The sequence below is a fragment of the Cellulomonas sp. PhB150 genome (assembly GCF_003755175.1).
In the GTDB taxonomy this organism is placed as follows: domain Bacteria; phylum Actinomycetota; class Actinomycetes; order Actinomycetales; family Cellulomonadaceae; genus Cellulomonas.
The window spans coordinates 20409-37253 of the sequence record NZ_RKHX01000001.1 but is presented as its reverse complement, the minus strand read 5'-3'; the positions used below and the strand labels follow the sequence as shown (position 1 = coordinate 37253).

Sequence of the window (16845 nt, the reverse complement as noted above, 5' to 3'; positions counted from 1 at the left end):
GTGTGCGCGGGAGTCGGTAGCGTGCGCGACGTGAAGCCCCGCCTGCTCGTCATGGACGTCGACTCGACCCTCATCACCGGCGAGGTGATCGAGATGCTGGCCGCGCGCGCGGGCTCGCAGGAGCTGGTCGCGGAGATCACCGAGCGGGCCATGCGCGGCGAGATCGACTTCGCCGCGTCGTTGCACGAGCGGGTCGCCACACTGGCCGGGCTGCCGGTCTCGGTGCTCGACGACGTGCTCGCCGAGGTCGAGCTGACCCCCGGAGCGCGCGAGCTCGTCGCGGAGCTGCAGGCTCGGGGCTGGGCCGTCGGGCTCGTGTCCGGCGGCTTCATCGAGGTCGTCGGGCCGTTGGCGGCATCCCTTGGCATCACCCTGACCCGGGCGAACGCGCTCGAGGTGACCGACGGCGTCCTCACCGGCCGGGTCACCGGTGCCGTGGTGGACCGGGCCGCGAAGGCCGTCGCGCTGGCCGACTACGCCGCGGCGTCCGGCGTGGCGCTCGAGGACACGGTCGCGATCGGCGACGGCGCGAACGACCTCGACATGCTGGCCGCCGCCGGGTTCGGGATCGCGTTCAACGCGAAGCCCGTGGTCGCCGCGCAGGCGGACGCCGTCGTCGAGGAGCGCCTCGACGCGGTCCTCGCGCTGGAGCCTTTCGCGCGCTGACCGGTCAGCCGGGCGTGTGCAGCCCCACGAGCACGGACTCCGCCGGCGCCCAGTCCGCCCAGCTCGCGGGCGACTCGAGGACCGACCAGCTCGCGGTCGGCACCCCCACCTGCACGCGCCGGTAGGCGGCCTCCTCCGAGCCGGGCCCGGCGAGCAGCTCGGCGGCGTGCGACATCGTCGGCTCGTGGCCGACGACGAGCAGCGTGCGGACCTCGTCGGGAACGGCCTGCACGAGCGCGAGCAGCGCCGAGGCACCCGCGAGGTAGACCTCCTCGCGGAACTCGACGGGCGGCTCGACGGCCAGCCCGGCGCGGACCAGGTCCCAGGTCTGCCGCGTGCGCAGGCTCGTCGAGCACAGCACCAGGTCCGGCGCGACGCCGGCCTCCGTCATCGCGCTCCCGACCCGGCCGGCCTGTCGTCGGCCGGGCAGGGCCAGGGCGCGCTCGTGGTCGTCCACCTTCTCCGGGTGCTCCGCCTTGGCGTGGCGGAGCAGGACGAGGCGGCGGTCGAGCGGTGCGGTCACCGGCTCAGCGTCCCATCACAGGCCCATGGCGTGCACGCCGCCGTCGACGTGCACGATCTCGGCCGTCGTCGCCGGGAACCAGTCGGACAGCAGCGCCGCGACCGCGCGGGCCGTGGGCTCGGGGTCGGTGACGTCCCAGCCGAGCGGGGCGCGCTCGGGCCAGCCGCCCTCCATCGTCTCGAAGCCGGGGATCGACTTGGCCGCGGTGGTGCGGATCGGGCCGGCCGAGACGAGGTTGACCCGGATGCCCGAGGGGCCGAGGTCGCGCGCGAGGTAACGGGCCGTCGACTCGAAGGCCGCCTTCGCGACGCCCATCCAGTCGTAGACCGGCCACGCGAACGAGGCGTCGAACGTCAGGCCGACGACCGACGAGCCGCGGGTCAGCAGCGGCTGGGCCGCGACCGCGAGCGACTTGAGGGAGAAGGCCGACACCTGCAGCGCGGTGGCCACGTCGGCCCACTCGCCCGCGAGGAAGTTGCCGCCCATGACGGACTGCGGCGCGAAGCCGATCGAGTGCACGACGCCGTCGAGCGAGTCGAAGCCGACCTCGCGCAGGCGGTCGGCGAGGGCCGCGAGGTCCTCGTCGGACGTGACGTCGAGCTGGACCACCTCGGCGGGAGCGGGCAGACGCCGCGCGATGGCCTGCGTGAGCCGGAACTGGCGGCCGAACGAGGTCAGGACGACGGTGGCGCCCTCCTGCTGGGCCAGGCGCGCGACGTGGAACGCGATCGAGCCGTCGGTGAGGACACCGGTGACGAGGAGCTTCTTGCCTTCGAGCAGACCCATGAGGTGTTTTCCGTTCTTTTCGTACCAGGAAGAGGTCAGTGGCCCATGCCCAGGCCACCGTCGACCGGGATCACGGCTCCCGAGATGTAGGCGGCGCCGGGTGACGCGAGGAACTCGACCGCGGCCGCGACCTCGTCGGGCTGCGCGAAGCGACCGGCAGGGATGGAGTCGACGTAGGCCTTCTGGGTGGCCTCGGGCAGCGCCCGGGTCATGTCGGTGTCGATGAAGCCCGGCGCCACGACGTTCGCCGTGATGCCGCGTCCCCCGAGCTCACGGGTGATCGAGCGGGCCACGCCGACGAGGGCCGCCTTGGAGGCGGAGTAGTTGACCTGGCCGGGCGAGCCGTACAGCCCGACGACCGAGGAGATGAGGATGATGCGGCCGCGGCGGAGGCGGATCATGCCCTTGCTCGCGCGCCGGGCGCAGCGGAAGGCGCCCTTGAGGTTGACGTCCAGGACGTCGTCGAACTCCTCGTCGGACATCCGCATGAGCAGCTGGTCGCGCGTGATGCCGGCGTTCGCGACGAGCACCTCGACCGGGCCGTGCGCGGCCTCGATCTCGGTGAACGCGGCGTCGATCGACGCACTGTCGCGCATGTCACCCTTCACGCCCAGCACGCCCTCGGGCAGGTCGCCCGAGCGGTAGATGGTGGCGACCTTGTCCCCGGCGGCGACGAAGCGCTCGGCGATCGCGCGGCCGATGCCGCGGTTCGCGCCCGTGATCAGGACGCTGCGGGGTGTACTGGGGGCGATGTTGTCGGAAGTCTCAGGCACGGGACACGACGCTATCCGAGCCCACCCGCCTGGTGCGGGACCGTCCGGGCACAGGTTCGTCGCGCCGGGTTGTGGGAGATGCACAACTCCCGCGCGGACTTAGGATCAGGTGGTGAGCGTGCGCAAGCAGGACGGACCCGAGATCCCCCGGATCACGTCCGCGCCCGAACCGCTCGCCGAGGACGTCGCCCGGCGCCAGAAGCGGTACCTGATCCAGATGGGGATCCGCGTCCTGTGCTTCGCCGTCGCGGTCGTCACCTGGGCGCACATCCCCCGCTGGGCGTCCGTGATCCTCATCGTCGGCGCCGTCGTCCTGCCGTACATCGCCGTGATCCTGGCCAACGCCGGCCGCGAGCGGCGCGACGGTGACACGACGTTCATCGACCCGCGCGAGATCGGGCCCGGCCCCCGCGACGCCGGCCACCTCGGGAGCGGGCCGCGATGAGCCTGCTGTTCACGCCCGACCCTGTCGACGAGATGATCTGCTCCGCCAAGAGCTGCCGCGCCGAGGCGACCCACGGCCTGCTGTGGAACAACCCCAAGCTGCACACCACGGAGCGGCGCAAGGTGTGGGTCGCGTGCGACGACCACCTCGAGCACCTGTCGCAGTTCCTCGAGACGCGCGGCTTCCTGCGCTCGGTGGTGCCGGCCGACTCCCTCGAGGGCGCGGCCACGTGAGACCGGTCGTCCGCCGCGCCGTCGGGCTCTGCCTGCTCGCCGTGGCACTTGCCACGGCATGCGTGTTCCTGGGCCGGTGGCAGTGGCACCGGCACGAGTGGCGTGACGCCCAGATCGCGATCGTGATGGACAACTTCGGCGCCGACCCGGTGCCGCTGTCGAGCGTGCTCTCCCCCGACCAGGCGGTCCCGGACGACCTCGTCTGGAAGCCCGTCCTGGTCTCGGGGCACTACCTGCCCGACCAGACCGTCGAGCTGCGCAACCGGCCGGCCGACGGCACGCCGGCGTACCACGTGCTGGTCCCGTTCGTCGTCGACGACTCGTCCGCCGGCACCGCGGCCGCCGCCACCGACGCGGGCACCGTCCTGGTCGTCGACCGCGGCTGGGTGCCGACGGGCGAGAACGCGGACGCGGACGTCGTCGCGCCGGCGCCCCCGGTGGGCGACGTGACGATCACCGTCCGGCTGCGCGCCGACGAGCCCGACTCCACCCGCCGGGCGCCCGCCGGCCAGGTCCAGGCGATCGCCGTCGACGAGGTGCTCGACGTCGCGGGCGTCGACGGGACCGCGTGGCAGGCGTACGGGGGCCTCGTGTCCGAGTCGCCCGCCGTCACCCCGATGCCGGGAACGCTGCCCGAGCCCAGCATCGACCCCGGTTCGCACCTGTCGTACGCGTTCCAGTGGTGGGTGTTCGCGCTCGGCTCGCTGGTCGGCTTCGGGCTCCTCGCGCGCCGCGAGGTCCTCGAGGGCGTCGACGAGCCGGCCGCCCCCGTCGACCCCGACCCGTGGGCGCCCCGCGCACCGCGCGGACCTCGCCCCGAGCGCGTGCACACCTCGCGCCGCCGCGACGGCCGCGCCGAGGCCGAGGAGGACGCCCTGGTGGACGCCCAGCTCCGGTCCGAGCGCGACTGAGGCGTCAGGCCAGCGAGATCAGGTCCAGGTAGTCGTTGCCCCACATGTCCTCGTCGCCGTCCGGCAGCAGCAGCACGCGCTCGGGGTTGAGCGCCTGCACCGCGCCCTCGTCGTGCGAGACCAGGACGACCGCGCCGGTGTAGCCGCGCAGGGCCGCGAGGATCTCCTCGCGCGAGGCCGGGTCCAGGTTGTTGGTGGGCTCGTCGAGCAGCAGGACGTTGGCCGACGAGACGACCAGCGCGGCCAGCGCCAGCCGGGTCTTCTCCCCGCCCGACAGGACGCGGGCCGGCTTGTCGGCGTCGTCGCCCGAGAACAGGAACGAGCCGAGGACTGAGCGCACCTGGGTGTCGGTCAGGTCGGGCGCGGCCGACCGCAGGTTCTCGACGACCGTGCGCGTCAGGTCGAGCGTCTCGTGCTCCTGCGCGTAGTAGCCGAGCTTGAGGCCGTGGCCCGGGTTGACGCTGCCCGTGTCGGACTGATCGATGCCGCCCAGGATCCGCAGGAGCGTCGTCTTGCCGGCGCCGTTGAGCCCGAGCACGACGACGCGCGAGCCGCGGTCGATCGCCAGGTCGACGTCCGTGAAGACCTCCTGCGACCCGTACGTCTTCGACAGGCCGGTGGCGGTCAGCGGCGTACGGCCGCAGGGCGCCGGGTCGGGGAACCGCAGGCGGGCGACCTTGTCGGACACGCGCGCGGCCTCGAGGCCGGACAGCATGCGCTCGGCACGGCGGGCCATGTTCTGCGCCGCGACGGCCTTGGTGGCCTTGGCACGCATCTTGTCGGCCTGCGCCAGCAGCGTCGCGGCCTTCTTCTCTGCGTTGGCGCGCTCACGGCGGCGGCGCTTCTCGTCCGTCTCGCGCTGCTGGAGGTAGGCGTCCCAGCCCAGCGCGTACTGGTCGAGCTGCGAGCGGTTGGCGTCCAGGTGGAAGACCTTGTTGACCGTGGCGCGCAGCAGGTCGGCGTCGTGGGAGATGACGACGAAGCCACCCGGGTACGCCTTGAGGTAGTCGCGCAGCCAGAGGATCGAGTCGGCGTCGAGGTGGTTGGTCGGCTCGTCGAGCAGCAGCGTGTCGACGCCGGAGAACAGGATGCGCGCGAGCTCGACGCGGCGGCGCTGGCCGCCCGAGAGCGTCCCGAGCGTCTGGCCGAGCACGCGGTCGTCGAGGCCCAGGTTCGAGGTGATGATGTGCGCCTCGGACTCCGCGGCGTAGCCGCCGGCCGCGTCGAAGCGGGCGTTGAGGCGCGAGTAGCGGTCCATCGCCGCGTCACGCACCGCGTCGTCCTCGCTCGCCATCGCGGTCTCGGTCTTGCGCAGCGCGCTGACGATCTCGTCGAGGCCGCGCGCCGAGAGCACCCGGTCCATCGCGAGCTGCTCGAGGTCGCCGGAGGCCGGGTCCTGCGGCAGGTAGCCGACGTCGCCCGACCGCACGATCTGGCCGCCCGTGGGCAGCGTCTCGCCCGCGAGGGTCTTGGTCAGCGTCGTCTTGCCGGCGCCGTTGCGTCCGACGAGGCCGATGCGGTCGCCGGCCGCGATGCGGAAGGACGACTCTTCGAGCAGGACGCGTGCGCCGATGCGCAGCTCGACCGCTTGGGCGGTGATCACTTGATGGTTTCCTCCGAGAAGGCCGCACGGGTCTTGGCCGCGGGCACAAACGCCAGCAAGTCTACGACCGGCTAGCGTTTCGAACTGCCGCCGGCACCGCCGGCGTGAGCGACTGCCCTGCTGGAAGCCCGCACGACGCCCCGAACGACGCCTTGCTCGAGCCCCGCACACGAAACAGGACAGAGGTTTCCATGACCGACATCACGAAGGACACCGCCGACTCGCTGCCCGCCCCGGCTGTCGCCCGCAGCAGCGTCACCACTGACATCGCCCTGATCTCGACGTTCGCGGCGTTCATCGCGGTGTGCGCGATCCTGCCGGGCATCCCGACCGGCTCGGGCGTCCCGATCACGCTGCAGACGTTCGCCGTGATCCTGTCCGGGCTGGTCCTCGGCTGGCGACGCGGCGCGCTCGCCGTGCTGCTGTACCTCGCGGTCGGGCTGGCCGGCGTGCCGATCTTCGCCGAGGCCACGGGCGGACTGGGCGTGCTGAGCAAGCCGTCCGCCGGCTACCTGCTCGCGTTCCCGTTCGGTGCCGCGCTCGCCGGCCTGCTCGCGACGCCCGCCGCCCGCTCGGTCGGCTACGCGCGCTGGACGGTCCTGTTCTCCGCGGGCGTGTTCGGCTCGCTGCTCACCATCCACGTCGGCGGCATCATCGGGCTCATGGTCAAGCTGGACCTCGACCTGGGCGCGGCCGTCGCGATCGACGTCGTCTACCTCCCGGGCGACATCATCAAGAACGCCGCCGCGGCCGCCGTGGCCCTGACCCTCTTCCGCGCGTACCCCGACCTGCTGCGCAACAGGCGTTGAGTTGATCGAGCTCGACGACGTCCTCGTCACGGCGTTCAGCCCCGACCCCGCGGGCGACGCCGACCGCGTGGTGCGCCTGCTCGGGCCGGTCACCCTGCGCCTGGCCGAGCGACGGATCGCCGTGATCGGCGCGAACGGCTCGGGCAAGTCGACGCTCGCCCGGCTGCTCAACGGGCTCGTGCTGCCCGCCTCGGGCACGGTGCGGGTCGACGGGCTCGACACCGCGGCCGACGGGCGCGCGGTGCGGCGTCGGGTCGGGTTCGTGTTCACCAACCCGGACGCGCAGATCGTCATGCCCACCCCGCTCGAGGACGTCGCGCTCTCGCTGCGGCGCCTGCCGATGTCGGCCGACGAACGGGACGCGGCTGCCCGCGCCGCCCTGGCTCGGTTCGGGCTCGCGGACCGGGCCGAGGTGCCCGCGCACGTGCTGTCCGGGGGCCAGCGCCAGCTGCTCGCCCTCGCCTCGGTCCTGGCGGTCGAGCCCGCGATCCTGGTGTGCGACGAGCCCACCACGCTGCTCGACCTGCGGTGGCGGACCGTGGTGGACGACCTGCTCGACGGGCTCGACCAGCAGGTGGTCGTCGTGACGCACGACCTCGAGGCGGCCGCGCGCGCCGACCGCGTGCTGGTGGTCGACGACGGCCGGGTCGTCCACGACGGCGAACCCGCCGAGGCGGTCGCGCACTACCGCGCGCTGATGACCCGGCTGCGCGCGTGAGCAAGCCCCTGCGCCAGCCGTGGGCGGGGCCGCTCGGGCTCTACCACCCCGGCAAGAGCGTGCTGCACCGCTGTCCCCCGGGTGCCAAGCTCGCGGGCCTCGCGCTCGCCGGCATCCTGGTGAGCGTCGCTCACGGCCCGGTCTCGGCGGTCGTCGCTCTGGGTGTCGCCGTCGTCGCCCAGCTCGTCTCGCGGGTGCCGTGGCACCGGACCACGCGTGGGCTGCTCGGCACGCTCGTGGCGGTGTCGCTCGTCGGGCTCTACCAGTGGTGGATCCGCGGCTGGGCGGCGGGACTCGAGGTCGTCCTCGACATCGTCGCGCTCGTCCTGCTCGCCACGATCGTCACGGCCACCACCCGGGCCGACGCGCTGCTCGAGGTGCTCGCGCGCCTCGCGCGGCCGCTGCGGCACGTCGGGCTGTCCCCCGAGACGTTCGCCCTGGCCTGCGGCCTGTTCCTGCGGACGATCCCGGTGCTGGTCCAGACCTCGCTCGAGGCTCGCGACGCGGCCCGCGCCCGGGGGCTCGAGCGCGACCCCCGCGCGGTCCTGGTCCCCTCGGCCGTGCGGATGGTCGCGCACGCGCGTGCCACGGGAGACGCCCTCGCGGCGCGCGGCCTCGGCGAGGACTGAGCCTCCACCGAGCGGGCTGCCGCGGCTGCCACTACCGTCGGCCCGTGACATTCCAGGGAGACGGCAGCTTCGGCGGCGGCCGCGTGAAGACCGGTGGCGGGCGCGGGAAGGTCGTCGCGGGCGGCGGAGGTGCCGTCGGGCTCATCGTCGTGCTCGTGTACCTGTTCACCGGCGTCGACCTGGGCGGCGGGACCGACGGCAGCGCCGCCCCCGAGGCGAGCACGGGCACGCTGGGCAGCTGCTCCGTCGAGCAGGCCAACACCGACCGCCAGTGCCGCCTCGCCGCCACGGCGTACGCGCTCGACACGTACTGGGACACCACCCTCACCGCGGCCGGTGTCGAGTTCAGCCAGCCCGACATCCAGTCGTTCACCCAGGCGGTCTCCACGGGCTGCGGCGACGCGACCAGTGCGAGCGGCCCGTTCTACTGCCCGCCGGACGCCACGATCTACCTCGACGTGAGCTTCTACGACGAGCTCGAGAGCCAGTTCGGCGGCGAGGACGGCCCTCTGGCCGAGGAGTACGTCACCGCGCACGAGTACGGCCACCACATCCAGAACATCACCGGGGTGATGGACCAGGCCGACCGCGGCGGCACGGGAGCCGAGTCGGACTCGGTCCGCGTCGAGCTGCAGGCCGACTGCTACGCGGGCATGTGGGCCGGCGACGCCGCGTCCACGATCAACCCCGAGACGAAGGAGCCGTACCTGGCCCCGATCACCGCCGAGCAGCTCCAGAACGCGCTCGGTACGGCCGCGGCCGTGGGCGACGACCACATCCAGGAGCAGTCGGGCGGCTCGGTGAACCCGGACACCTGGACCCACGGGTCCAGCGAGGAGCGTCAGCGCTGGTTCACGCGCGGCTACGAGAAGGGCACGCTCGAGGCCTGCGACACGTTCGCGGCCGACTCGCTCTGACGCGGCGGGTCAGTGCGGCTGCTCCTTGGTGCGGCTCAGCAGGAGCCCGTCGTCGGTGGTGATCAACGCGTAGCGGATCGCGCCGCGGAGTCCGTGCAGCACGAAGACGGTCCGGCGGTCGTCACGATCGACCAGCTCCCACCACCCGTGGTCCGCGATGAGCTTGGTGTCGTCCGTGTACGTGAGGTGGTCCAGGTCGTGGTCGGGTACGGCGATCGCCAGCCGCGGCTGCCCGGGACGTGTCGGCAGCCCCCGGGGCACGGCCCACGACCGGAGCACGCCGCCCTCCTCCAGCCGCAGGTCGAAGTGCGGCCGCGGCACGCGGTGGTCGTGCAGGACGAAAGACGGGCGGGCTGTCACGCGCGGGGAACCACCAGCATTGCGAGCGCCGCGTCGACGAGCTCGACGGTGGCCGTCGTGGGCAGGTCCGCCAGGTCGATCCACGCCGCGGCGTCGGTGCTGCCGTCGGCCTCGTCCTGCAGGGTGCCCCCGACGACGTGCGCGCGGTAGACGATCCGCAGCCCTTGCAGGTCGTCGTCGGCTGGCTCGTCGAGGTCGGGCCCGGCGATGACGATCGAGTCGATGCCGAGCAGCTCGTCGAGCTCGACGTCGTACCCCGTCTCCTCGCGCACCTCGCGCACTGCGGCGTCGGCCGGGTGCTCGCCGGGGTCGATCCCGCCCCCGGGCAGCGTCCAGCGGGCGCGAGTCTCGCGCAGCCGGGAGAGCAGGATCCGTTCGGAGTCGATCACGACCGCGTAGGCGGCCACCCGCAGATGCATCCGTCGACAGTAGTGCGGTGCCTCCCACCGTGCAGGCCTGCGGTGAACGACGAGAGCCCCCGTCGATCGCGTCGACGAGGGCTCGAGGTCGGGGGGCTCAGATGTTGAAGCCGAGGGCCCGCATCTGCTCCTTGCCGTCCGTGGTGATCTTCTCGGGACCCCACGGCGGCATCCAGACCCAGTTGATGCGGAACCCGTCGACCAGGCCGTCGAGGGCCTGCGCGGACTGGTCCTCGATGACGTCGGTCAGCGGGCACGCCGCGGACGTGAGCGTCATGTCGATGACGGCGGTGTTCGTCTGGTCGAGCACGATGCCGTAGACGAGACCCAGGTCGACGACGTTGATGCCGAGCTCCGGGTCGATGACGTCGCGCATGGCCTCTTCGACGTCGGCAACTGTGGTGGTCATGCGTTCTCCTTGTCGGCACTGGCGCCGGTCTTGATGAGTGCGTCGCTGAGGGCGACCCAGCCGAGCAGGGCGCACTTGACGCGCGCCGAGAACTTGCCGACGCCGGTGAACGCGTTGGCGTCGCCGAGCGCGTCCTCCGCGTCCTCGTCGCCGAGGCCCGCGCCCTTGGTCTGCATGAGCGCGCGGAACGTGGCGCCCAGGTCGCCGACCGTGGCGAGCGGCTGGTCGACGACGAGGTCGTGCAGCACGGAGACCGAGGCCTGCGAGATCGAGCAGCCCTGGCCTTCCCAGCGCACGTCCCGCACGACACCCGAGTCGTCGACGTCGACCTGGAGGGTGACCTCGTCGCCGCAGGTCGGGTTGACCTGGTGCGACTCGGCGGACAGGACGCCGGACACGGGTGCGACCGCGAGGCCGCGGCCGTGCGGGTGCTTCGCGTGGTCGAGGATCACCTGCTGGTAGAGCTGCTCCATCGCGGTCGTCATGCTGCTCCTTCGTTCGAGGCGGGTGCCTCCAGACCGAAGAACGCCCGGACCCCGCTCAAGGCTTCCCGGAACACCTCGATCTCCTCGTCGGTCGTGTAGACGGCCGCACTCGCTCGGGCCGTGGCGGCGACGCCGAACCGGCGGTGCAGCGGCTGCGCGCAGTGGTGGCCGACCCGGACGGCCACGCCGGCGTCGTCGAGCACCTGGCCCACGTCGTGCGCGTGCACGCCGTCGACGACGAACGAGACGGTCGCCAGCCGGTCGGCGGTGTCGGTCGGGCCGATGACCCGCACGCCGGGCACGGAGGCGACGGCGTCGAGCAGGAGGCGCGCGAGGTGGGCCTCGTGCTCGGCGATCGCGGTCATGCCGATGTCGGACAGGTAGGTGGCGGCGGCGCCCATGGCGACCGCCTGCGAGACCATCTGGGTGCCGGCCTCGAACCGCTGCGGCGGCGGCGCGTAGGTGGTGGCCTCCATGGTGACGACCTCGACCATCGAGCCGCCGGTCGTGACGGGCGGCATCGCGGCGAGCAGCTCGCGGCGTCCGTACAGCGCGCCGACGCCCGTCGGGCCGAACATCTTGTGGCCCGAGAACGCGGCGAAGTCGACACCGAGCTCGTGCAGGTCGACGGGCAGGTGCGGCACCGACTGGCACGCGTCGAGGACCGTGAGCGCGCCGACGCGGCGAGCCGCGGCGACGAACGGCGCGACGTCCGTGATGGCGCCCGTGACGTTGGAGGCGTGCGTGAAGGCGATGACGCGGGTGCGCGGGCCGACGACCTGGTCGAGCTGGTCGACGCGCAGCCGGCCGTCGTCGGACACGCCGATCCAGCGCAGCACGGCACCGGTGCGGGCCGCGAGCTCCTGCCACGGCACGAGGTTCGCGTGGTGCTCGGCCTCGGTGACGACGATCTCGTCGCCCGGCGCGAGCGCGAAGCGGCGGGCCGCCTCTCCCCCGCGGCCCAGCGACGCGTTCGACATCGCGTAGGCGACGAGGTTGATGCCGGCGGTCGCGTTGGTGGTCCAGACGATCTCGTCGTCGTCCACGCCCACGAACCGGGCGACGCGCGCGCGGGCGTCCTCGAACGCCTCGGTGGCCTCCTCGGCGAGCTGGTGCGCGCCGCGGTGCACGGCGGCGTTGCGCTGGAGGTAGAAGTCCTGCTCGGCGTCGAGGACGACGTCGGGCTTCTGCGAGGTGGCCCCGGAGTCGAGGTAGACGAGGGCACGGCCGTCGCGCAGCGTGCGTTCGAGCAGCGGGAAGTCCGCTCGCACGGCGGCGAGCTCGGTCGCGCTCATCGTGTGCGGCGCCTCGATCGTGCTGGTCACGTCGTCCCCACCTCTCGTCGTCCGTCGGACCGTGCTGCCCGACGAGCCCCGCGGGGGCTCGTCGGGCGGCAGCGGATCAGACCGTGGTGCTCGTCAGGAAGCGGTCGTAGCCCTCGTTCTCGAGGCGGTCGGCCAGCTCCGGGCCACCCTCCTCGGCGACCTTGCCATCCACGAACACGTGGACGAAGTCGGGGGTGATGTACCGCAGGATGCGCGTGTAGTGCGTGATCAGCAGCACGCCGACGTCCGGGTTCTCCTTGACGCGGTTGACGCCCTCGGAGACGATCCGCAGCGCGTCGACGTCGAGGCCCGAGTCGGTCTCGTCGAGGATCGCGAACTTGGGCTTGAGGAGCTCCATCTGGAGGATCTCGTGGCGCTTCTTCTCGCCGCCGGAGAAGCCCTCGTTCACGGAACGCTCGGCGAACGCCGGGTCCATGCGCAGGTTGTCCATGGCCGAGCGGACGTCCTTGACCCACGTGCGCAGCGCGGGCGCCTCGCCGTCGATGGCCGTCTTGGCGGTGCGCAGGAAGTTCGACACCGAGACGCCGGGGACCTCGACCGGGTACTGCATGGCCAGGAACAGGCCGGCGCGGGCGCGCTCGTCGACCGAAAGTGCGAGGACGTCCTCGCCGTCGAGCGTGACGGTGCCGCCCGTGACGGTGTACTTGGGGTGGCCCGCGAGCGAGTACGCGAGCGTCGACTTGCCGGAGCCGTTGGGCCCCATGATCGCGTGCGTCTCGCCGCTGCGGACGGTGAGGTCGACGCCGCGCAGGATCTGCTTGGCGCCTTCCTTGGTCTCGACGCTGACGTGCAGGTCGCGGATCTCGAGGGTGGACATGCGGTTCTCCTAGCTCACAAGGGGGCGTCGACGTCGACGAGCACACGCTCGCCGTCGACGGTCACGGGGTAGACGGGCACGGGGGTCATGGCGGGCGGGCTCAGCGGCTTGCCGGTGCGCAGGTCGAAGCTCGACCCGTGCAGCCAGCACTCGACCGTGCAGCCCTCCACCTCGCCGTCCGAGAGGGAGACGGCGCCGTGCGAGCAGATGTCACTGATGGCGTGCAGCTCACCGTCGTCGTCGCGCACCAGCGCGACCTCGACGGTGCCGGACTCGGCCTCGAGCTCGACCCTCAGCGTGCCGCCGGTGGGCACGTCCGAGGCGTAGCAGGCGAGCTGAGCGGTCATGCGTCCTCCAGCACCGCCGCGCCCGCCGCAGCAGCGCCCTCGGCCGTGGTGCTGTCCAGGGCCACCATCGACGCCTCGAGCTCGGCCTCGATCGCGGCGATGAGACGCTCCTCGACCTCGGGCACGCCGATCTCGTGCAGCAGCTCCGCGAAGAAGCCGCGCACCACGAGGCGACGCGCGTCGGGCTCGGGGATGCCGCGCGCGCGCAGGTAGAAGAGCTGCTCGTCGTCGAATCGACCGGTCGCGGACGCGTGGCCCGCGCCCTCGATGAGGCCGGTCTCGATCTCGAGGTTGGGCACCGAGTCGGCCCGCGCGCCGTCCGTCAGGACGAGGTTGCGGTTGAGCTCGTAGGTGTCCGTGCCCTCGGCGGCGGCGCGGATGAGCACGTCGCCCACCCAGACCGTGTGCGCGCCCTTGCCCTGCAGCGCGCCCTTGTAGGTGACGCGGCTGATGCAGTTCGGGACGGCGTGGTCGACGAAGAGGCGCTGCTCCTGGTGCTGGCCGGCGTCGGCGAAGTAGAGGCCGAGCATCTGCACCGAGGCGCCCTCGCCGACGAACTCGGCGTCGGGCGTGATGCGCACGACGTCGCCGCCGAGCGTCACGGCGATGTGCTTGACGGTCGCGTCGCGGCCCACGCGCAGGCGGTGCGAGGAGGCGTGCACCGAGCCGGCGGCCCAGTCGTGCACCGTCACGACGGTGAGGTGCGAGCCCTCCTCCGCCACGATCTCGACGGTCTCGGTGAGCGCGGCGTGCCCGACGTGGTCGATGACGACGACGGCCTGCGAGAGCGGCTCGGCGCGGACCACGAGGTGCGAGGCGGACGGCTCGAGCGGCGCGTCGTGCACGCCCGCTCCCTCGACACCCTCGATGCGGATCGAGGTGACCTTGGAGGCCACGGCTTCCCGCGGGATCGTGACGACCGTGGCACGCGGGAACGAGGCCCACGCGGTTGCGGCGGTCCGGTCACCCGGCTTCCCGGCCAGGCCCAGGCGCTCGTCGCCGCGGTCGACGATCTCGACCGTGACCTCGGGGCTCTCGACGACCGTCGTGAGCACGCCGTGGCCGGCCAGGATGCCGTCGGTGTCCGCGGCGAACAGCGGCGCGAGGCGGTTGATCGGCGAGAAGCGCCACTCCTCCTCGCGTCCGGTGGGCACGGGGAAGCTGGACACGTCGAAGCTCGTCGGCCGCGAGGCGCGCGAGGACTCCGGCGTGCCGCCGACGCCGTGGGTGTGGGTCCCGTCGGCGGTGGCCCGCGAGTGGTCCGTGGACAGGAGATCAGTAGTGGTCGTCATCAGCCGACGGAACCTTCCATCTGCAGCTCGATGAGGCGGTTCAGCTCGAGCGCGTACTCCATGGGCAGCTCACGCGCGATGGGCTCGACGAACCCACGCACGATCATCGCCATGGCCTCGGTCTCGGCCATGCCTCGGGACATCAGGTAGAACAGCTGGTCCTCGCTCACGCGGGACACCGTGGCCTCGTGGCCCATCGACACGTCGTCCTCGCGGACGTCGACGTACGGGTAGGTGTCGGAGCGGGAGATCTGGTCGACCAGGAGCGCGTCGCAGAGCACGTTCGACGCGGAGTGGTGGGCGCCCTCGAGCACCTGCACCAGACCGCGGTAGGACGTGCGACCGCCGCCGCGGGCGACGGACTTGGACACGATCGACGACGACGTGTGGGGCGCGGCGTGCACCATCTTGGCGCCGGCGTCCTGGTGCTGGCCCTCGCCCGCGAACGCGATCGACAGCGTCTCGCCGCGCGCGTGCTCGCCCATGAGGTAGATCGCCGGGTACTTCATGGTGACCTTCGAGCCGATGTTGCCGTCGACCCACTCCATGGTGGCACCCTCGGCCGCGGTCGCCCGCTTGGTCACGAGGTTGTAGACGTTGTTCGACCAGTTCTGGATGGTCGTGTACCGGACGCGCGCGTTCTTCTTGACGATGATCTCGACGACGGCGCTGTGCAGTGAGTCGCTCGAGTACACCGGCGCGGTGCAGCCCTCGACGTAGTGCACGTAGGAGCCCTCGTCGGCGATGATCAGCGTCCGCTCGAACTGGCCCATGTTCTCCGTGTTGATCCGGAAGTAGGCCTGCAGCGGGATCTCGACGTGCACGCCCGGCGGCACGTAGACGAACGAGCCGCCCGACCAGACGGCCGTGTTGAGCGACGCGAACTTGTTGTCCCCCGGGGGGATGACCGAGCCGAAGTACTGCTCGAAGATTTCCGGGTGCTCCCGCAGGGCGGTGTCCGTGTCGAGGAAGATCACGCCCTGCTCCTCGAGCGACTCCTGGATCTGGTGGTAGACGACCTCGGACTCGTACTGCGCGGCGACGCCGGCGACGAGACGCTGCTTCTCCGCCTCGGGGATGCCCAGGCGGTCGTACGTGCTCTTGATGTCCTCGGGCAGGTCCTCCCAGCTGGTGGCCTGCTTCTCCGTGGACCGCACGAAGTACTTGATGTTGTCGAAGTCGATGCCCGACAGGTCGGAGCCCCACCAGGGCATGGGCTTCTTCTCGAACAGGCGCAACGACTTCAGGCGCGTCTTGAGCATCCACTCGGGCTCGTTCTTGAGCGCGGAGATCTCGCGCACCTTGGCCTCGGACAGGCCGCGCGTGGCGACCTCTCCGGCGGCGTCGGCGTCGTGCCAGCCGTAGTTGTAGCTGCCGATCGAGGCGATGGCCTCGTCCTGCGTCATCGGCTGTGCCGGGTCCTGCGTCGGTGCGCTCATGCGATCGTTCCTTCCGGGGCGAGCACGGGGCCTGCGGTGTTCAGGGACTGTTCGGGGGTACTCGGGGGGATCACGGGGATGTTCGTGGTGCACACGTGGCCTCCCGAGGCCAGCGTGGCGAGCCGCTGCACGTGCACGCCGAGCAGGCGCGAGAACGCCTTGGCCTCGGCCTCGCACAGCTGCGGGAACTCGTGGGCGACGTCCTGCACGGGGCAGTGGCCCTGGCAGAGCTGGATCGCGTGGCCGCCGGGCGCGGGCCGGGCCGAGGCCGCGTACCCGTCGCTCGACAGCGCGTCGGCGAGCGCCTGCACGCGCTCGGTCGTCGTGGCGGCAGCGGCCAGGGGCGCGCTGAGCCGCTCCTCGAGCTCGCGGACACGGTGCTCGGCGAAGCCGGCGACCGCGTCGGGCCCACCGGTCGCGGCGAGGAACCGCAGCGCGTCGGCGGCCAGCTCGGAGTAGGTGTGCGTGAGGGCGGCCTGGCCCTGGTTGGTGGCGACGTAGCGGCGCGCGGGCCTGCCACGGCGAGCGGGTCCGACACCCACGGACTCGTGCACGGCGATCTGCTGGGTGTGCTCGAGGACGCCGAGGTGACGGCGGATCGCCGCGGGCGTCAGGTCCAGGCTCGCGGCGATCTCGGGTGCGGCCACCGGGCCGGACGACGCGATGAGCTGCAGCACGCGCTGGCGCGTCCCGGCGTCGGGGTCGGCCGCCTCGTGGCGGACGGCAGCGGGCGATGTCACGCTCATGTCCACCTCCTGGGGGCCGTCGGTGATCGCGTCCTGGGGGAGGTCGCAATATTGGCAACATCCTTGTTGCCGAATTCACTCCCCGCAAGCAAGGTGAACCTTCGCGCGGGTGGTCGTGGCGGACGTCACAACGCGTGCGGGCGCTGATCCCGGGCGTGCCGGGGCACCCCGC

General features: G+C 72.3%; 22 protein-coding genes. 8 read left to right on the top strand and 14 right to left on the bottom strand.

The window, feature by feature from the left end; all coding sequences use genetic code 11:
- Nucleotides 1-30 precede the first annotated feature (30 nt).
- Entirely contained in the window at nucleotides 31-666 is a 636-nt protein-coding gene (gene serB / locus EDF34_RS00200) for a phosphoserine phosphatase SerB (RefSeq protein WP_305038116.1), read from the top strand.
- A 4-nt stretch (nucleotides 667-670) separates the two neighbouring features.
- On the opposite strand, the gene EDF34_RS00195 is transcribed toward serB, so the two are convergent.
- Genes EDF34_RS00195 through EDF34_RS00185 form a run of 3 tightly spaced genes read right to left on the bottom strand, consistent with a single transcriptional unit; the run spans nucleotide 671 to nucleotide 2748 of the window.
- A complete protein-coding gene (locus tag EDF34_RS00195; RefSeq protein WP_123369390.1) occupies nucleotides 671-1189 on the bottom strand; it encodes a histidine phosphatase family protein in 519 nt (172 codons plus the stop codon).
- 15 nt (nucleotides 1190-1204) lie between these two features.
- Nucleotides 1205-1975 (bottom strand): enoyl-ACP reductase FabI, encoded by a 771-nt coding sequence (gene fabI, locus EDF34_RS00190; protein ID WP_123369389.1) that lies wholly within the window; start codon nucleotides 1973-1975, stop codon nucleotides 1205-1207.
- 35 nt (nucleotides 1976-2010) lie between these two features.
- The gene (locus EDF34_RS00185; RefSeq protein ID WP_123369388.1) at nucleotides 2011-2748 is read right to left on the bottom strand and encodes a beta-ketoacyl-ACP reductase; all 738 of its coding nucleotides are present in this window, start codon (nucleotides 2746-2748) and stop codon (nucleotides 2011-2013) included.
- A gap of 112 nt (nucleotides 2749-2860) precedes the next feature.
- Between EDF34_RS00185 and EDF34_RS00180 the strand changes: the two genes are divergently transcribed.
- Genes EDF34_RS00180 through EDF34_RS00170 form a run of 3 tightly spaced genes read left to right on the top strand, consistent with a single transcriptional unit; the run spans nucleotide 2861 to nucleotide 4337 of the window.
- Nucleotides 2861-3193, top strand: a complete 333-nt coding sequence (locus EDF34_RS00180; protein ID WP_123369387.1) for a DUF3099 domain-containing protein — start codon at nucleotides 2861-2863, stop codon at nucleotides 3191-3193.
- Nucleotides 3190-3426 (top strand): hypothetical protein, encoded by a 237-nt coding sequence (locus EDF34_RS00175; RefSeq protein WP_123369386.1) that lies wholly within the window; start codon nucleotides 3190-3192, stop codon nucleotides 3424-3426. The genes EDF34_RS00180 and EDF34_RS00175 overlap by 4 nt, the downstream gene beginning before the upstream one ends.
- Nucleotides 3423-4337: an SURF1 family protein gene (locus EDF34_RS00170; RefSeq protein ID WP_123369385.1), complete on the top strand. Its 915-nt coding sequence runs from the start codon at nucleotides 3423-3425 to the stop codon at nucleotides 4335-4337. The genes EDF34_RS00175 and EDF34_RS00170 overlap by 4 nt, the downstream gene beginning before the upstream one ends.
- A 4-nt stretch (nucleotides 4338-4341) precedes the next feature.
- Here the strand turns inward: EDF34_RS00170 and EDF34_RS00165 are convergent, their stop codons facing one another.
- Nucleotides 4342-5940: an ABC-F family ATP-binding cassette domain-containing protein gene (locus tag EDF34_RS00165; protein WP_123369384.1), complete on the bottom strand. Its 1599-nt coding sequence runs from the start codon at nucleotides 5938-5940 to the stop codon at nucleotides 4342-4344.
- Nucleotides 5941-6131: 191 nt separating this feature from the next.
- On the opposite strand from EDF34_RS00165, the gene EDF34_RS00160 reads away from it, so the two are divergent.
- Genes EDF34_RS00160 through EDF34_RS00145 form a run of 4 tightly spaced genes read left to right on the top strand, consistent with a single transcriptional unit; the run spans nucleotide 6132 to nucleotide 9013 of the window.
- Nucleotides 6132-6749, top strand: coding sequence for a biotin transporter BioY (locus EDF34_RS00160; RefSeq protein WP_123369383.1), 618 nt, complete (start codon nucleotides 6132-6134; stop codon nucleotides 6747-6749).
- Nucleotide 6750: 1 nt separating this feature from the next.
- The gene (locus tag EDF34_RS00155) at nucleotides 6751-7467 is read left to right on the top strand and encodes an energy-coupling factor ABC transporter ATP-binding protein (protein ID WP_123369382.1); all 717 of its coding nucleotides are present in this window, start codon (nucleotides 6751-6753) and stop codon (nucleotides 7465-7467) included.
- Nucleotides 7464-8096 carry an energy-coupling factor transporter transmembrane protein EcfT gene (locus EDF34_RS00150; protein ID WP_123369381.1) on the top strand — a complete coding sequence of 211 codons (633 nt, stop codon included), beginning with the start codon at nucleotides 7464-7466 and terminating at the stop codon, nucleotides 8094-8096. The genes EDF34_RS00155 and EDF34_RS00150 overlap by 4 nt, the downstream gene beginning before the upstream one ends.
- A 44-nt stretch (nucleotides 8097-8140) precedes the next feature.
- The gene (locus EDF34_RS00145; protein WP_123369380.1) at nucleotides 8141-9013 is read left to right on the top strand and encodes a neutral zinc metallopeptidase; all 873 of its coding nucleotides are present in this window, start codon (nucleotides 8141-8143) and stop codon (nucleotides 9011-9013) included.
- Between the two features lie 9 nt (nucleotides 9014-9022).
- Here EDF34_RS00145 and EDF34_RS00140 read toward each other — a convergent pair whose 3' ends face one another.
- From EDF34_RS00140 to EDF34_RS00095, 10 genes are all read right to left on the bottom strand, one after another.
- Complete coding sequence (locus tag EDF34_RS00140) at nucleotides 9023-9373, bottom strand: DNA polymerase ligase N-terminal domain-containing protein (RefSeq protein WP_123369379.1); 351 nt, start codon at nucleotides 9371-9373, stop codon at nucleotides 9023-9025.
- On the bottom strand, nucleotides 9370-9792 hold the full coding sequence (locus EDF34_RS00135; RefSeq protein ID WP_123369378.1) for an NUDIX hydrolase: 423 nt from the start codon (nucleotides 9790-9792) through the stop codon (nucleotides 9370-9372). The genes EDF34_RS00140 and EDF34_RS00135 overlap by 4 nt, the downstream gene beginning before the upstream one ends.
- 97 nt (nucleotides 9793-9889) lie before the next feature.
- Nucleotides 9890-10201, bottom strand: a complete 312-nt coding sequence (locus tag EDF34_RS00130) for a metal-sulfur cluster assembly factor (protein ID WP_123369377.1) — start codon at nucleotides 10199-10201, stop codon at nucleotides 9890-9892.
- Nucleotides 10198-10686 (bottom strand): Fe-S cluster assembly sulfur transfer protein SufU, encoded by a 489-nt coding sequence (sufU, locus tag EDF34_RS00125; RefSeq protein ID WP_123369376.1) that lies wholly within the window; start codon nucleotides 10684-10686, stop codon nucleotides 10198-10200. The genes EDF34_RS00130 and sufU overlap by 4 nt, the downstream gene beginning before the upstream one ends.
- Nucleotides 10683-11981, bottom strand: coding sequence for a SufS family cysteine desulfurase (locus EDF34_RS00120; protein WP_123370576.1), 1299 nt, complete (start codon nucleotides 11979-11981; stop codon nucleotides 10683-10685). Before EDF34_RS00120 ends, sufU begins: the two co-directional genes overlap by 4 nt.
- Before the next feature lie 106 nt (nucleotides 11982-12087).
- Nucleotides 12088-12849, bottom strand: coding sequence for a Fe-S cluster assembly ATPase SufC (gene sufC / locus EDF34_RS00115; protein ID WP_123369375.1), 762 nt, complete (start codon nucleotides 12847-12849; stop codon nucleotides 12088-12090).
- Between the two features lie 14 nt (nucleotides 12850-12863).
- Nucleotides 12864-13196: a non-heme iron oxygenase ferredoxin subunit gene (locus EDF34_RS00110; RefSeq protein WP_118767315.1), complete on the bottom strand. Its 333-nt coding sequence runs from the start codon at nucleotides 13194-13196 to the stop codon at nucleotides 12864-12866.
- The gene (gene sufD, locus EDF34_RS00105; protein ID WP_123369374.1) at nucleotides 13193-14488 is read right to left on the bottom strand and encodes a Fe-S cluster assembly protein SufD; all 1296 of its coding nucleotides are present in this window, start codon (nucleotides 14486-14488) and stop codon (nucleotides 13193-13195) included. The genes EDF34_RS00110 and sufD overlap by 4 nt, the downstream gene beginning before the upstream one ends.
- A complete protein-coding gene (gene sufB / locus EDF34_RS00100; RefSeq protein WP_123369373.1) occupies nucleotides 14488-15927 on the bottom strand; it encodes a Fe-S cluster assembly protein SufB in 1440 nt (479 codons plus the stop codon). The genes sufD and sufB overlap by 1 nt, the downstream gene beginning before the upstream one ends.
- Entirely contained in the window at nucleotides 15924-16673 is a 750-nt protein-coding gene (locus EDF34_RS00095; protein WP_123369372.1) for a metalloregulator ArsR/SmtB family transcription factor, read from the bottom strand. Before EDF34_RS00095 ends, sufB begins: the two co-directional genes overlap by 4 nt.
- Nucleotides 16674-16845 lie beyond the last annotated feature (172 nt).

Coding starts and splice junctions, on each gene's coding strand:
- fabI (WP_123369389.1), bottom strand. CDS start 1,975: ATGGGTCTGCTCGAAGGCAAGAAGCTCCTCGTCACCGGTGTCCTCACC.
- EDF34_RS00175 (WP_123369386.1), top strand. CDS start 3,190: ATGAGCCTGCTGTTCACGCCCGACCCTGTCGACGAGATGATCTGCTCC.
- EDF34_RS00160 (WP_123369383.1), top strand. CDS start 6,132: ATGACCGACATCACGAAGGACACCGCCGACTCGCTGCCCGCCCCGGCT.
- EDF34_RS00135 (WP_123369378.1), bottom strand. CDS start 9,792: ATGCATCTGCGGGTGGCCGCCTACGCGGTCGTGATCGACTCCGAACGG.
- EDF34_RS00130 (WP_123369377.1), bottom strand. CDS start 10,201: ATGACCACCACAGTTGCCGACGTCGAAGAGGCCATGCGCGACGTCATC.
- sufU (WP_123369376.1), bottom strand. CDS start 10,686: ATGACGACCGCGATGGAGCAGCTCTACCAGCAGGTGATCCTCGACCAC.
- EDF34_RS00120 (WP_123370576.1), bottom strand. CDS start 11,981: ATGAGCGCGACCGAGCTCGCCGCCGTGCGAGCGGACTTCCCGCTGCTC.
- sufC (WP_123369375.1), bottom strand. CDS start 12,849: ATGTCCACCCTCGAGATCCGCGACCTGCACGTCAGCGTCGAGACCAAG.
- EDF34_RS00110 (WP_118767315.1), bottom strand. CDS start 13,196: ATGACCGCTCAGCTCGCCTGCTACGCCTCGGACGTGCCCACCGGCGGC.
- sufD (WP_123369374.1), bottom strand. CDS start 14,488: ATGACGACCACTACTGATCTCCTGTCCACGGACCACTCGCGGGCCACC.
- sufB (WP_123369373.1), bottom strand. CDS start 15,927: ATGAGCGCACCGACGCAGGACCCGGCACAGCCGATGACGCAGGACGAG.
- EDF34_RS00095 (WP_123369372.1), bottom strand. CDS start 16,673: ATGAGCGTGACATCGCCCGCTGCCGTCCGCCACGAGGCGGCCGACCCC.